At 70.1% G+C, this 13,126-nt stretch carries 15 protein-coding genes; 4 read left to right on the top strand and 11 right to left on the bottom strand.

Features of this window, described 5'->3' with window-relative positions; translation table 11 throughout:
• A partial coding sequence (locus ACRDTB_RS08505) for an MFS transporter (protein ID WP_431429465.1) occupies positions 1-446 on the bottom strand: 446 nt, incomplete at its 3' end.
• Positions 447-549: 103 nt separating this feature from the next.
• Here ACRDTB_RS08505 and ACRDTB_RS08510 point away from each other — a divergent pair.
• Positions 550-1,407, top strand: a complete 858-nt coding sequence (locus ACRDTB_RS08510) for a sugar phosphate isomerase/epimerase family protein (RefSeq protein ID WP_431429466.1) — start codon at positions 550-552, stop codon at positions 1,405-1,407.
• Positions 1,408-1,518: 111 nt separating this feature from the next.
• The gene (locus tag ACRDTB_RS08515) at positions 1,519-2,880 is read left to right on the top strand and encodes a M20/M25/M40 family metallo-hydrolase (protein ID WP_431429467.1); all 1,362 of its coding nucleotides are present in this window, start codon (positions 1,519-1,521) and stop codon (positions 2,878-2,880) included.
• 59 nt (positions 2,881-2,939) lie between these two features.
• Here the strand turns inward: ACRDTB_RS08515 and ACRDTB_RS08520 are convergent, their stop codons facing one another.
• Positions 2,940-3,386: an FxsA family protein gene (locus ACRDTB_RS08520; RefSeq protein WP_431429468.1), complete on the bottom strand. Its 447-nt coding sequence runs from the start codon at positions 3,384-3,386 to the stop codon at positions 2,940-2,942.
• Positions 3,387-3,797: 411 nt separating this feature from the next.
• Here ACRDTB_RS08520 and ACRDTB_RS08525 point away from each other — a divergent pair, with 411 nt between their 5' ends.
• Positions 3,798-4,235 carry a hypothetical protein gene (locus ACRDTB_RS08525; RefSeq protein ID WP_431429470.1) on the top strand — a complete coding sequence of 146 codons (438 nt, stop codon included), beginning with the start codon at positions 3,798-3,800 and terminating at the stop codon, positions 4,233-4,235.
• A gap of 265 nt (positions 4,236-4,500) precedes the next feature.
• On the opposite strand, the gene ACRDTB_RS08530 is transcribed toward ACRDTB_RS08525, so the two are convergent.
• The 3 genes from ACRDTB_RS08530 to ACRDTB_RS08540 form a co-directional block, all read right to left on the bottom strand.
• Complete coding sequence (locus ACRDTB_RS08530) at positions 4,501-5,391, bottom strand: hypothetical protein (protein ID WP_431429471.1); 891 nt, start codon at positions 5,389-5,391, stop codon at positions 4,501-4,503.
• 258 nt (positions 5,392-5,649) lie between these two features.
• Positions 5,650-6,558 carry a GNAT family N-acetyltransferase gene (locus ACRDTB_RS08535; RefSeq protein ID WP_431429472.1) on the bottom strand — a complete coding sequence of 303 codons (909 nt, stop codon included), beginning with the start codon at positions 6,556-6,558 and terminating at the stop codon, positions 5,650-5,652.
• Positions 6,559-6,718: 160 nt separating this feature from the next.
• Positions 6,719-7,633, bottom strand: coding sequence for a Kelch repeat-containing protein (locus ACRDTB_RS08540; protein ID WP_431429473.1), 915 nt, complete (start codon positions 7,631-7,633; stop codon positions 6,719-6,721).
• Positions 7,634-7,704: 71 nt separating this feature from the next.
• Here ACRDTB_RS08540 and ACRDTB_RS08545 point away from each other — a divergent pair, with 71 nt between their 5' ends.
• Positions 7,705-7,914: a hypothetical protein gene (locus tag ACRDTB_RS08545; protein WP_431429474.1), complete on the top strand. Its 210-nt coding sequence runs from the start codon at positions 7,705-7,707 to the stop codon at positions 7,912-7,914.
• A gap of 609 nt (positions 7,915-8,523) precedes the next feature.
• On the opposite strand, the gene ACRDTB_RS08550 is transcribed toward ACRDTB_RS08545, so the two are convergent.
• The 6 genes from ACRDTB_RS08550 to ACRDTB_RS08575 all read right to left on the bottom strand — a co-directional run bounded on the left by ACRDTB_RS08550 (position 8,524) and on the right by ACRDTB_RS08575 (position 13,120).
• Positions 8,524-9,363, bottom strand: coding sequence for a PaaX family transcriptional regulator (locus ACRDTB_RS08550; protein WP_431429475.1), 840 nt, complete (start codon positions 9,361-9,363; stop codon positions 8,524-8,526).
• A gap of 57 nt (positions 9,364-9,420) precedes the next feature.
• Positions 9,421-9,966 (bottom strand): methylated-DNA--[protein]-cysteine S-methyltransferase, encoded by a 546-nt coding sequence (locus ACRDTB_RS08555; RefSeq protein ID WP_431429476.1) that lies wholly within the window; start codon positions 9,964-9,966, stop codon positions 9,421-9,423.
• 47 nt (positions 9,967-10,013) lie between these two features.
• Positions 10,014-10,253 (bottom strand): helix-turn-helix transcriptional regulator, encoded by a 240-nt coding sequence (locus tag ACRDTB_RS08560; protein WP_431429477.1) that lies wholly within the window; start codon positions 10,251-10,253, stop codon positions 10,014-10,016.
• 152 nt (positions 10,254-10,405) lie between these two features.
• Entirely contained in the window at positions 10,406-11,260 is an 855-nt protein-coding gene (locus ACRDTB_RS08565) for an ABC transporter permease (protein ID WP_431429478.1), read from the bottom strand.
• Positions 11,257-12,180, bottom strand: coding sequence for an ABC transporter ATP-binding protein (locus tag ACRDTB_RS08570; RefSeq protein WP_431429519.1), 924 nt, complete (start codon positions 12,178-12,180; stop codon positions 11,257-11,259). The genes ACRDTB_RS08565 and ACRDTB_RS08570 overlap by 4 nt, the downstream gene beginning before the upstream one ends.
• 130 nt (positions 12,181-12,310) lie before the next feature.
• A complete protein-coding gene (locus ACRDTB_RS08575) occupies positions 12,311-13,120 on the bottom strand; it encodes an enoyl-CoA hydratase/isomerase family protein (protein WP_431429479.1) in 810 nt (269 codons plus the stop codon).
• Positions 13,121-13,126: the final 6 nt, after the last annotated feature.

Here is a 13,126-nt window from a genome sequence, read left to right on the forward strand (position 1 = left end):
GCGTTGCCGCCCAGGCCGACGAGCGAGTTGGCCGCCGGCAGGTCCTCGTCGCGCACGAGCGCGGGCACCGCGGCACGCGAGGCAGGCAGGAACACCTGCCCGGCGGCCGCCCGCAGGCCGACGAGCACGAGCAGGACCGGCAGCGGCGGCAGGGTCAGCGCGATCGCCACGATGAGTCCACCTTGGACAACCTCGCTCACGATCATGACGCGGCGTAGGTCGAACCGGTCGGACAGCGCGCCGGCGAGCGGGCTCAGGAGCGAGGGGGCGAAGTCGCCGACGAGCAGCAGCAGGGCGACCGCGAGCGCCTCGCCCGCGGTGCTCGCCGTGTACACCATCAGCGCGACGAGGCTCAGCGCGTCACCGGTCAGCGAGACGACCCGGGCCAGCGCGAGCGCGCGGAAGGCACGGTTCGCGCGCAGCAGGGCAACGGGTCGCGTCGGCACGCGCGCACGATAGCCCAACCGTGATCCGGCAGGCTCGACTATAGCAGGAAAGCGCTTTCTCCGGTACTTTCCCAAACGGACACCCGAGGAACGGAGGCATCGCATGGGATCGACGAGACGAAGAGTCCTGCAACTGCTCGGCGTCACGGCGCTCGCCACCTCGGCCGGCGCCGCGCTGCCCGGGCCTGCCGCCGCGGACACCGTCGGGAGCGGCAGGGGGATCCCGGCCGGCGGCATCGGCATGCACCTCTACACCGTCCGCGACATCCTCGCCGCCGACCCGCTGGGCACGCTGCGTGCGCTCGCCGGGATCGGCTACAAGTGCGTCGGGGTAAGCGCATTCCCTCGCTCGGCTGCCGAGATCCGGGACATGTGCCGCGAGGCCCGGCTGAACCCGGTGATCCTGCACGTCGGGCATGGCGACATCGTCGGCGACTGGGCGGGCAAGGTGGCCGACGCGAAGACGATCGGCGTCCGGTGGCTCGTGCTCTCCTCCTTCCCGGGCGACATGTACACGGTCGAGGGCATGCGGCTGGGCGCGCGGCAGCTCAGTGACGCGGGCGCGGCGGCCCGGGAGCTGGGCATGGGCGTGCTGCACCACAACCACGACACCGAGTTCCGCGTGGTCGACGGCCAGGTGCTCTACGAGATCCTGCTGCGCGAGACCGACCCGCACGCGGTCGGCTTCGAGCTCGACATCGGCTGGGCGCACCGGGCGGGGGCGGACTCGCGGCGGCTGTTCGACGAGAACCCCAAGCGGTTCCCGGTGCTGCACGTCAAGGACCACGACGGTGCCGGCCACTGGACCGACGTCGGCGCCGGCGTGGTCGACTTCCCGCACATCTTCGAGAAGGCGGACCGCGGCGGCGTGCGGTACTGGCTCGTGGAGCGCGACGACCAGCCGGCTCCGCTGGACACCGCGCGCAACAGCTTCGCGTACCTGGACGCCGTCCGTTGGTGAGGTCTGTACCACGCCCGCCGGGCGGTGTATGCAGAAGTGATGACACAGAATCCCGAGCAATCCAGGTCATCACGGCGAACGTTCCTTGCCGCCTCGGTGGCGGCCGGCGGTGTGTCAGTCGTCGGGGTCCCGGGCGTCGCGGGCGCTGAGCCCGGCCGCGGCGGCGACTCGGACCGGCCCCCGCTGGCCCAGCGGCCGAGCAAGGAGCTGTTGCGCGTCCTGCGTGAGATCGACCAGCGGCGGATCGAGGCGACGGTCCGCAAGCTGGTGTCGTTCGGCACCCGCCACACGCTGTCGTCGCAGGACGACCCGGCACGCGGGATCGGCGCCGCACGCGACTGGATGTTCGCCGAGATGTCCACGTACGCGGCGGACTCCGGTGGCCGGATGACCGTCGAGCTGCAGTCCTACATCCAGGAACCGGACGGCGAGCGGATCCCCGTGCCCACCAGGATCACCAACGTGGTCGCGACCCTGCGCGGCTCGGTGACGCCGGACCGGGTGTACGTGATCACCGGGCACTACGACTCGCGGGTCAGCGACGTCATGAACGCCACCGACGACGCGCCCGGTGCCGACGACGACGCGTCGGGCGTGGCGGTCGTGATGGAGCTGGCGCGCATCATGGCGAAGCACGAGCCCGAAGCGACCATCGTGTTCGCGCCGGTGGCCGGGGAGGAGCAGGGCCTGTACGGCTCCGCCCACATGGCTCGGCTGTTCAAGGCGGCCGGCACCGACGTACAGGGCATGTTCACCAACGACATCGTCGGCGCCAGCACCGCCGACGACGGCACCCGCGACCCGCGCACGATCCGGCTGTTCGCCGAGGGCGTGCCCACCGCGGAGACCCCGGAGGAGGGGAACATCCGCCGGGCGGTCGGCGGGGAGAACGACTCGCCGGCGCGCCAGCTGGCCAGGTTCGTGCGGGAGGTGGCCGACAACGACGCGACCGGCATGCGGGTGCGCGTGATCTACCGGCGCGACCGGTACCTGCGCGGCGGCGACCACATCTCGTTCCTGGAGCAGGATTATCCCGCGGCCCGGTTCACCGAGCCCAATGAGGACTTCGCGCACCAGCACCAGGACGTCCGGGTGGAGGACGGCAAGCAGTACGGCGACCTGATCCAGTTCTGCGACTTCGCGTTCATGACACGGGTGGCCAAGGTGAACGCGGCGACACTGTGGTCGCTGGCCAACGCACCGGGCACGCCGAAGAACGTCGGCATCCTCACCGCGGCCCTCACGAACAGCACGGACCTGGTGTGGGAGCGGGGGCCCGAGCCCGACCTCGCCGGCTACGAGGTGGTCTGGCGGGAGACGACGGATCCGGAGTGGACACACGCCATTCCGGTCGGCGACGTCACGTCGACGACGATCGACATGTCGAAGGACAACGTGTTCTTCGGCGTGCGGGCGGTCGACCGGGCCGGACTGCGCAGCCCGGTCGCCTTCCCGACTCCGCGGTTCTCCTAGCGTCTCCTGGAACCACACGAGCCCTGCTCTCGTGTGCGGGAGCGGGGGACTCGCGGGATTTAGGGGCGGTCCTCGCGGGTGGAGTCGATCACGATCGGCTCCGGGGGCTCGGGGTGGACCACCTCGGAGTCGACCACGAACACCTGCGTCGGCCTGCGCTGTTCGGCGCGGCGCAGCACGCGGCGCCGTACGACGGCCCGGGTCGGCGGGAAGAGCAGGAGCAGGGCGAGCACGTCGGAGACGAACCCGGGGAAGAGGACCAGGCCCGCGGCGACGCCGACGAGCATGCCGTCGACCATCTGCGGCTGCGGGTCCCGCCGGTTGCGGACCGCGTCGCCGAAGGCCGCCAGCGTGCGGGTGCCCTGCCGGCGCAGCATCGCCACCCCCACGACGGACACCGCGACCAGCAGCCCCACGGTGACCAGCGCACCGATGGCCTGCCCGACCGCGACGATCACCGCGATCTCGGCCAGCATCATGACCAGCAGGAGCACGAACACAGGCACGACGGTGCCTCCCTATCCCGAGATGACCTCTACCCCCGTCAACGTACGAACCGCCCGGATTGCTCCCGATCACCCATCGCCCGACGCCACGGGCTGCGCGACCAGCGGGGACGGGCCGGTCGTGGCCTCCGGCCCCGAATCACCAGCCTACCGGCGAGCACCGACGTTCTCGGCCGAAGTCGATCAAGCCGGACACCTCTGGACGACCTGTGGGCCGAGGGTGCGACGCACCGGCACGGCTGCGTCCGCGACGCCGCCGAGCTGTGCGGGACCGGGTGCTCGGCGTCCGGCCGGACGACCGGTGTCTGTCCCGTGCTGAGCTGGTCTTCGCCCACGGGCTGGGCAGCTCGGCGTTCGTCCCGCTCGCGGGCGGTGCGACGACGATCCTGGAGCGCGCCCGCCCCGCAGCTGATGGCCTCGCCCATAGAGGAGGCCGGCACGCCCCGGCGACCTGTTCCGGTCCGGTCCGTCGGTCCGGCGCCCGCCGCGCTGGACGCGCTGTTCGAGTCGGAGGGCGTCGACCGTGTGCTGCTGTTCTGCGGCTACAGCCCGCGGGCCGCCGGCATCCAGCCGATCGCGGCGCACGACCCGGTGCGGTTCCGGCTGGTGGTCAACGTGAACCCGCACCTGCGCCACCCGCTCGCGTCCGAAGTGGAGCGCCAGCGGTCGCTGGATGCGGTGGGGCTGAAGCTCCACCCGGTGGAGGACTTCCCGACACTGGACGTGCTCGTCGCGCACGGCGGCCGCGGCTGGTGGTACCTGGCGGGCCTGCCGGACGGGGTGCTTCGCGCCGTCCTGGGCGGCTACTCCGCGAAGCTGGGTTTTCGGCATCGGCATCTAGACTCCTGACCACACCGATCACTCGACCAGGCTTCGACGTGTAGTCCTGTGCGCATCGCTCATCTGAGCATTGATAGCGTTTCGCGTGCTGCGGCCAGGGGAGGTCGATCCCGCCCTGGCCGCGTGTGTTCGATGACCAGGTGTTGTCGCCATCGTTGTATCGGGGCGACCGGTATCGGCGATGTCATATGAGCAGGCGGCAACCTGAACGAGAGAGCTTGCCAAATGGGTGGCGAAGAAGGCGATTCATAGTCAGCGATGAGTTGGTCCCGGCTCAGGGCCGGGACCCACTCAGTTCAAGCCTGATCCCGACTACCTTCCCGGCGGGGACGAGATCGGTGCGCCAGGTGAACACTCTTCTTCCTTCCTGGTCATACTCGCCTTCGACTGAAAGATGTACATCGGGTTCCAGGTGGCCGATCGGCTCGTGCACAGCATCAAATTCGCCTGGCAAGACGATTTTGTATGCGACGTGTCGAATGTCGTGAAGCTTCGAAGCGCTGTAGGTAAAGCTCTCTGCGACGTTGTCCCGCATCAGTGGCCGGCATTTCGCCGGCCAGGTTCGGACGACCTCGTAGCGAATTTCCTCGCCTTGTTTGATTGGCTCATGAAGATGAAGTATGGCGGTCAGTTTTCGTGCTGAAATCCACGAGGTCGTCACTATCCATCGAGGACCTGCACTGTGGTTGACAGTCAAGCTCCTCGCGACGACCTGGACGTTGCTGCGGTACCGTTCTGGCTGATCCCAACGGCTTCCCGCCGGCATGCGGATGAAGTAGACCCTCTCGCGAATCGCGGTGGCCTTGATCGTGATGACCTCGTTCACGTCACCGTTGGGCTGGATGTATACGACCTGATTCCACGCCTCCACCGAGACGAGCGGTTTGGAGCTGTTGTCGACGACGAAGTCGCAATATCTTGTCAGGAGCTCTCGGGTCACGCCATAGCGCTGCTGGAGATGGCGGCGGTCTGCGAGCAGGAGGAGAATTACCAACACTACGAAGACGATGACGACAACAAAGGCGCCTACACGAATGGCCTGATTACCGAAGATTGTTCCGAGTAGACCGGCGAAGGCCATCAGTCCGACGAGACTCTTGAGGACGGATGCGGGCGTCTCGCGGGAGATGTAGAAATCCAGCCAGGCAATGAAGCTCTTGAACATGGTCTCACCCCTCCGGCAGACTGACCCGTGAGTTGACTCGCGCGGCGACTACGTCTCAGGGTAGATCGTTCAACAATGTGCCCAACTGGGCCGTTTGAGTGATTCAGAGCGGGTATGTCTCACTGTCGGCTCCTTTGAGACCGCGCCGTTACGGTGTCGTGGCACGACAGGAGCTTGCCGCTCGCCTCCCGCTGCCGGTGTCGCTTTAGCTTTAGCTCAAACAGTGCGGCACGAGCCGCGGGCGGCGAGCGGACCGGGTCACTTCAAGTAGATCCGCTCCTGTGTGATCGGATAGCCGGCCCGCGCGAACGTCGCCGCCATCGGCGTGTTCGTCGTATCGGTCTCCGCGGTCACCTGCCCGGCGCCCTCGGCCACGAGCAGGTGCGTGGCCTCGGCCAGCAGGTCGTAGGCGTAGCCGTGCCCGCGCTGCCCGGGCACCACGCCGACGATGCCGATCACGGGCCCCTGGTAGTTGCGGCCCGGTGCCGTGAGCCCGGCCAGCTTACCGTCCACTGTGTACGCGAGGCGCCACCACTCGCGCGGCGATGGCATCCAGCGCAGGAAGTCCAGCTCGTCGCGCGCGGCGGCGTCCGGCCCGCCCTGCTCCATGGCGCGCCGCTCGTGCGCGTCCAGCGAGCCGTGCGCGATCCGGCGCAGGACCTCGAAGATCCTGCCGTCGTCCGGCTCCGGCTCGAACCGCAGCCGGCCGGGACGGTCCGGCAGCCCGTCGGTCGGCGTCCAGGCGTACCGGAGCCGCTCGACGAACCGGCGCATGCCGGCCCGCTCGGCCACTTCGATCCGGCCCTCGCCGGCCTTGCGGACCGCCGGATCGTCGCGCCAGTGCGGCGGCAGGACCAGACAGTACTCGGCATCGATCCCGGCCGCGCCAAGGATCTCGACGGCGGCGGCGGACTCGCCGTCGGCGAAGTCCAGCCAGTCCAGCGCGATCGGCTTGTCATCATCCGGGCCGGCCCACCACGCCGCACGGGCCACCACCCGGTCGTCCCGCAGCGCCACCCATGTCCACTCGGGACGGTACTGGCCCAGCCCGGCCAGCTCGCGGTAGTCGCGGCCGACCGACTGGATGCCGACCAGCGCGGGCTCGACCAGAGACAGGAACAGATCTTCCTCACCCGCGACGAGCGGGCGTACGACCAGATCGGTCATCGTGAATTCCTTCGGGTTCGCGCGCTCTCAGCTCCGCGCGAACGCCCGGGCAGCGGAGTGAGAGCGCATGATCCAATCGGCGAACATCGCGCTCACCTCCTCTCGCTCCTCGGGGCGTGCCGACGACCCAAGCACACGGGCAGCGCGCCGTCCACCCGATTTAGAGGGGGAGCGCCTCGACGTCGTCCGCGACCGACAGGCCGGGCTCCGGTCCGCCGAGCAGCGTGTACGCGACACCGTCGACGACCGCCGCGCCCAGCCCGTGGCGGCTCCTGCGCAGCCCCGGCAGGCTCGACCCGTTGCCGTCCGCGTCGACGCACTCGACCTCGTCGAACGTGCCGCCGGTGCCCTCGCCACCGGCGACGCAGCCGCCGCGGCCGGGCGCGTGGAATCCGGCGACGCCGCCGCGCGGAGTGGGGACCTCTCCGGCCTTGTGCACATCGGTACCCGTGACCACGTCGACGTCCGCGAGGTTGGTGTCGAGCCCGGCGGTGCGGCCCGCGAGGAACCACGAGGTCCCGTCGCCGTCGGACGCGGCGGCGAGGTGCTCGCGCGGTGTGCTGAGCCCGCCGATGCGCTGCCACTGCTCGTCCTGCAGTACGAAGACGTCGCCGGCGAGACCCTGGGGACCGGCGCCGCCGGCGTAGACCAGGCGGGCGCCGTCCCAGGCCAGCGCGCCGGCCGCACGCGGCTCGGGGAGGGCGGGGCCGCTGGTCCAGGCGTCCTTCTCGATCATCCAGACGGTGTCGGACGGCTCGTTGTCGCTCGTGTAGCCGCCGACCACCCACAGCCGCTCGCCGTCCCCGGCGACGGCCGTGTGGTGGCGCGGCTCGGGAAGGTTCGGGCCGTCCTCCCAGCGGTCGGCGGCGGGGTCGTAGACGGTGACCTCGGCGGAGGCGCCGGACTCCGTCAGCCCGCCGGCGACCCAGATGCGGGCGTCGAGCACGCCGGCTCCCACCTCGGTCCGCTTCGACGGGGCCGCGGCCTTCTGCTGCCAGCCCTCCGGTGCCGGCTCGGGTTCGCTCGCGCAGGCGGTGGCCGTGAGGAGGAGCGCGGCCGCGATGAGGTGGCGCATGGCGTCGAGCCTAGGGGTCGCGCGCGCCGGCGGAGCCGATCTTGTCGTACCCCCGTGGCACAGTGCCTGGTATGCCGAACTTGACCCGACACCAGCCCGCCACGACTCCTGACGACCTGGCGCACCTCTTCGCCGAGCGCGCCAATGCCGGGGACGCGGCGGGGCTGGTCGCGTTGTACGAACCCGAGGCCGTGCTTGCCTTTCCGAGTGTCGCGTTCGCTCACCGCCAGCGTGACGGCTCGTGGTTATGGGCCATCGACAACCCGAACATCACCGGCTGACCCGGCCGCGTCGCCTGACGCCCGCACGAAATCGGTGGGGGCGACATGAGCGAGCCGTCGCTCGCGGTCAGGCGCCGCCTGGAACGACTCCGCCGACGCCGTGCCGCGATGGCCGCCGCTCGTGCGGCATTCGAGGAGCGGCGCCGATACGGCCTGGCCGCCCGCCATCGGGCCAAACTCGCTCACCTGACCCGACGCGAGACCGCACCAGCCGCCGAGACCCTTGACGAGCCCGACAACAACAAGGAGGCGCCCACCACAACCGAATCACACGACGACGCTGCCTGATCGCCGGTTGCCGCCACCCATGGCGGCGGCCACCGGCGACACCCCTGGCCTCCAGTGGGAAACCGCCGTACCGCCAAACGGTTGCGCCGCAATGGGTTGGTGGCCGAGCGGTATGCGTCGCGGGGCCGGCACCGCTCGGTGGCCGCGGCCACACAGGTTGGCAGTCCTGCGGCGCGTCAGTGCGCCGTGTTGCTCAGGGGCCGGCCTACCGGTTTGCGGCTTCGTGGCGATGTGGCGCGTCGCGGCCCAGCGGCGCGGGACAGTCGTCGCGGCGGACGGCCGCGGCTGGCAGCCGTGCGCGAGCGGCGGGACGCGGGCGGGCTACTGGCCGGCCAGTTCGGTCCAGCGTTCCTGTGCCGGTGCGCGCCAGCGGACGTGCTTGTCGTTGAACAACGCCGTCGCCGTAGTGCCGCTCCAGGTCGGTGGTAGCAGCTCATTCGGCAACTGCGGGTCCAGGAAGGGAAAGCGGCGCCACTCGTGCACCAGCAGGGTCTGCGCGCGCAGCACGCCATCCGTCGTGTCCGGTGACAGGGAGGAGAACTCGTCGATGAACGCGTCGTAGCGCTCGGCCACCTCGGTCAGGTTCCACGCGCTCGTGACCATGTCGCGCTCCTCGCCGAGCGCGCCGTAGTTCGCCAGGAACGACATCGCCTGGCCGGACAGGTCCAACTCGTCGAGGATCAGCTTCGCGTCGGCCTCCGCGCCGGGGTGCGGCGTGATCCACACGCCGGCCGTCGGCGAGCCGAAACCCGCCCAGCTGAGCCGAGTTCGCAGCTTGTGCCGCAGATCCCGCATGGTCTCGGGCACGGACACGAACAGCACCAGCCACCGCCCGTCCCACCGGCGCTCGCCGCTGCCGAAGCCGTAGATCCGCTCCGCGCCCTCGGCCAGCAGCCGCCGGCCCGGGCGGGTCAGGCTCCAGCGCACCCGCCGGCCGACGCGGTCCGAGCTGAGCCAGCCCTCGGCCGCGGTTCGGGCCAGGGCCTGGCGTGCCGCCTTCTCCTCGACGCCGAACAGCGCGAGCACGTCGACGAGCGTCGCCGTCCACACCGGCCGGCCGTGTGGCAGCACGAACTCTCCGAGCACGGTCGTCAGCAGCGAACGCGCGCTCCCGCCAGCAACCTCCCGCCGCCGGCTGACCACCGGACGGGAACCAGCCATGGATACTCCCCTTATTCGTGTCACTCCGTCACGAATAAGTATCGCATCAACGTGCGGCTACCAGAGGCTCGGCGGGAGATACCCCTCGAGTGTCAGCAACCTGCGCTTGGACTCCACACCGGTCCCGCCGCTGAACCCGCCGAGCCCGTCGCTCGCGACGACCCGGTGGCACGGCACGACGATGGGAATCGGGTTGCTGCCCATGATCGAACCGATGCCGCGCGGCGGGATCCCCGAACCGCTGCGCGCGGCCAGCTCGCCGTAGGTCACGACCTTGCCGTACGGCACCGTCTCGTACAGCGTGCCGAGCACCCGGCGCTGCGCCGCGGACATCAGGCGCCAGTCGACCGCGACGTCGAACACCCGCCGCTTGCCGTGGAAGTACTCCCGCAGCTGCGTGAGAACGCCGGTGGTCGGCGCCGAATCCCCGGCGTCCGTCAGGTCGAGCCGGGCCGCGATCGCCGCCCGGATGTGCGGCGAGTCCGTGAACGCGGTGGCCACGAGCCCGTCGGCGGTGACAGCCGCGAGCACGTCCCCCAACTCGGTGGGCACACTCCCGAACGCCACGGTGCTGGTGCTGGTCGCCACGCTGCTGTCCACCATGTCAGCCATTATGCGGACCGCACCGGCCGAATTGGCCAGCCCGAGAGTCACGCGGACTGCTCGGAATCACCGATTCGGGGGAACGGCGAGGTGGAGAAGACCACCTCGACCGCCACCCCGAAGTACTCGGCGATCCGCAGTGCGAGGTAGAGCGACGGGCTGTACTCGCCCCGCTCCAGATAGCCGACCGTCTGGTAGTGGACGCCCAGCGCCTCCGCGAGTTGCCGGCGCGAAACCCCACGCTCGACCCGCAGGACCGCGATCCGGTTGTAGATCGCCTCACTCATCCAACCCGCTCACCTGTTCATGGTTCGCCCGCTCACGGTGCTCATGGTTCGCCCGCTCACGGTGCTCATGGTTCGCCCGCTCACGGTGCTCATGGTTCGCCCGCTCACGGTGCTCATGGTTCGCCCGCTCACGGTGCTCATGGTTCGCCCGCTCACGTTGGCATCCGCTGCATCGCCTTCTCGCGTCGCTGCGCCACGCTCGACCCCGACTCCCGCCGGGCCATCCGGCGCAACACGATGGGCGCCACGAGCAACCCGACGGCCGCCCAGGCACCCAGCACGCCGATCGTCTCCAGGTGCCGCCACGACTCGCCGATCTCCACCGCCGCGAGGTCGTCGGGCAGCAGGGCCGAGCGCATGCCGAGGCCGAGCCAGTAGATCGGGAACACCTGGCCGACGCCCTGCAGCCACTCCGGCAGGCTCTGGATCGGGTAGAAGATCCCCGAGATCGCGACGAGTCCCATCACGGGCATCATGATCACGCCCGCGTTGCGGGGATTGCTGAACAGCGAGCCGAAGATCGCGCCGAGCGGCAGCGTGGCGACGAGGCCGAGCACCATGACCCAGAGCAGGATGAGCCACGAGGTCACGCTGCCCAGCGCCAGGCCGTCGAGCATGAACGTGCTCGGCACCAGGATGATCATCATGCTGGCGATCGTCATCCCGGACACCAGCACCAGCTTGCCGACCAGATACCCGAGCATGCCGTTCGGCACCGCCTTGGCGCGCAGCAGCGTGCCGTCCTCGCGTTCCAGCGCCAGCCCCATCATCAGCGTCACCAGGCCGCTGAACGCCACGCTCATGCCGAGCAGGCTGGGCAGAGTCCGCGCACCGAGGTTGAAGCTCGTGCCGGGCACCGCCGCACCCTTCATGAAGAACAGCACGACCAGGAAGATCACCGTGGGGAACACGTAGTTCCACAGGTCCTGGGCGTTGGTGAACGTCTGCCGCAGCTCGATCCGGCCGCGGATCACGCCGGACCGCGCGGCGACCACCGTCGGGCTCATCGGGTCACCTCCGCGAACTGGCGGACCGCGGCGTCCGTGCGGCCCGACTCGAACTGGCGGACCATGGCCATGTACACGTCCTCCAGGCTTGCCCGGCGCACCTCGAGGTCCGCGATCGCCGTGTCGTGCTTGCCGAAGAGCTCTCGCACGAACCCGGTCGCGTCGTGCGTCGAGTGCACGAACCGCTGGCCGTCGACGGTCCACTTCACCTCGGCCTCGGTCGACATCCGCCGCGCCAGCTCCTCGGCCGAGCCGTCCGCGATGATCGTGCCGCCGGCCAGGATCAGGAGCCGGTCGGCCAGCTTCTCCGCCTCGTCCAGGTCGTGCGTGGTGAGCAGGATCGTCGTGTCCTCGTCGGCGAGCCGGTGCACCAGGTCGTGGAACTCGCGGCGCGCCTCCGGGTCGAAGCCCGCGGTCGGCTCGTCCAGGAACAGCAGTTCGGGACGCCCCACGATGCCGATCGCCACGTCCAGCCGGCGCCGCTGGCCGCCGGACAGCCTGTTGATCTTCTTGTCCGCGTGCTCCGTGAGGCCGACGACGCGAATCAGCTCGTCGACGTCCCACGGCCGCCGGATCCGCGTCGTGGAGTACGGCGCGTAGTACAGGCCGAGGTGCTCGAGCAGCTCGCGCACCCGCCAGCGCCCGTGGTCCCGCCAGGACTGGAGCACCACCCCGAGCCGCGCCCGCCAGTTCTCGTCCCCGTGCGCCGGGTCGACGCCCAGCACGGACACCTCGCCGGCCGAGCGCATCCGGAACCCCTCCAGGATCTCGATCGTGGTCGTCTTGCCGGCGCCGTTCGGTCCCAGCAGCGCGACCACCTCGCCGGGGCGCGCGACGAAGTCGACCCCGGTCAGGACATCCGTTGTGCCATACCGCATCCGCAGGTCACGAACTTCGAGAACGACGTCCTCCTCCGCCATGCGCACCTCCCGCGCCGGCGCGTTCGCCTCGTCTACCACGGCCACGGTCCCACCTCCCATCGAATGTGTCAGCCAAACGATAGCAGGTGTGCTACATACGGTCGCAAGACTCGTATCAGTAGCCGGCCGGTTACTCCGACGTCGGGCCGGAGAAATCGGGGCGTCGCTTGCCGCGGATGGCCGCCACGCCCTCGGTGACGTCCGGGCCGCCGAAGCCGAGGAACTCCAGGCCCAGCGACGTGTCGAAGATCGGCCCGGCCTGGCGCAGCCAGTTGTTCAGCGCGTACTTGGTGAACCGGATCGCCGACTGCGAGCCCGAGGCGAGTCTTCTGGCCACCTTGAGGGCCGTCGCGTGCAGCTCGGACTGCTCGACGCACAGCGACACCAGCCCGATCCGCTCGGCCTCCGAGCCGGACAGCGGCTCGCACGTCAACAGGTGGTACTTCGCCTTCGCCATGCCGCACAGCAGGGGCCACATGATCGCCGCGTGGTCACCGGCCGCCACGCCGAGCTTGGTGTGGCCGTCGATGATCCGGGCGTCCCGGGCGGCGATCGAGACGTCCGCGAGCAGGCCGGCGACCAGGCCGGCGCCGACCGCCGGGCCCTCCATCGCCGACACGATCGGCTTGGCGCAGTCGATCATGTTGTAGACGAGGTCGCGGGCCTCGCGCAGCACGCGGATGCGCACGGCGAAGTCCTCCGCCATGTCGGAGACCAGGTCGAGGTCACCGCCGGCGGAGAAGACCCCGTCCTCGCCGCGGATGATCGCCACCCGCACGTCGGGATCCTTGTCGATCGTCCGCCACACGTCGGCGAGATCGCGGTGGCCCTGGTGGCCGACGGCGTTGAGCCGGCCGGGCGCGGACATGGCTACCTCGAGGATCCCGTCGCCGAGGTCGGCGAAGCGCAGGCTCGAGTACTGGGTCGCGTAGTCGTACACGCCCCC

It is taken from the genome of Actinophytocola sp. (assembly GCF_050699935.1).
GTDB lineage: Bacteria > Actinomycetota > Actinomycetes > Mycobacteriales > Pseudonocardiaceae > Actinophytocola.

What these genes read in the sequence shown, in the direction of transcription:
- ACRDTB_RS08510 (WP_431429466.1), top strand. Translation starts at nt 550, where the DNA reads ATGGGATCGACGAGACGAAGAGTCCTGCAACTGCTCGGCGTCACGGCG.
- ACRDTB_RS08525 (WP_431429470.1), top strand. Translation starts at nt 3,798, where the DNA reads ATGGCCTCGCCCATAGAGGAGGCCGGCACGCCCCGGCGACCTGTTCCG.
- ACRDTB_RS08530 (WP_431429471.1), bottom strand. Translation starts at nt 5,391, where the DNA reads ATGTTCAAGAGCTTCATTGCCTGGCTGGATTTCTACATCTCCCGCGAG.
- ACRDTB_RS08535 (WP_431429472.1), bottom strand. Translation starts at nt 6,558, where the DNA reads ATGACCGATCTGGTCGTACGCCCGCTCGTCGCGGGTGAGGAAGATCTG.
- ACRDTB_RS08540 (WP_431429473.1), bottom strand. Translation starts at nt 7,633, where the DNA reads ATGCGCCACCTCATCGCGGCCGCGCTCCTCCTCACGGCCACCGCCTGC.
- ACRDTB_RS08545 (WP_431429474.1), top strand. Translation starts at nt 7,705, where the DNA reads ATGCCGAACTTGACCCGACACCAGCCCGCCACGACTCCTGACGACCTG.
- ACRDTB_RS08550 (WP_431429475.1), bottom strand. Translation starts at nt 9,363, where the DNA reads ATGGCTGGTTCCCGTCCGGTGGTCAGCCGGCGGCGGGAGGTTGCTGGC.
- ACRDTB_RS08555 (WP_431429476.1), bottom strand. Translation starts at nt 9,966, where the DNA reads ATGGTGGACAGCAGCGTGGCGACCAGCACCAGCACCGTGGCGTTCGGG.
- ACRDTB_RS08560 (WP_431429477.1), bottom strand. Translation starts at nt 10,253, where the DNA reads ATGAGTGAGGCGATCTACAACCGGATCGCGGTCCTGCGGGTCGAGCGT.
- ACRDTB_RS08565 (WP_431429478.1), bottom strand. Translation starts at nt 11,260, where the DNA reads ATGAGCCCGACGGTGGTCGCCGCGCGGTCCGGCGTGATCCGCGGCCGG.
- ACRDTB_RS08570 (WP_431429519.1), bottom strand. Translation starts at nt 12,180, where the DNA reads ATGGCGGAGGAGGACGTCGTTCTCGAAGTTCGTGACCTGCGGATGCGG.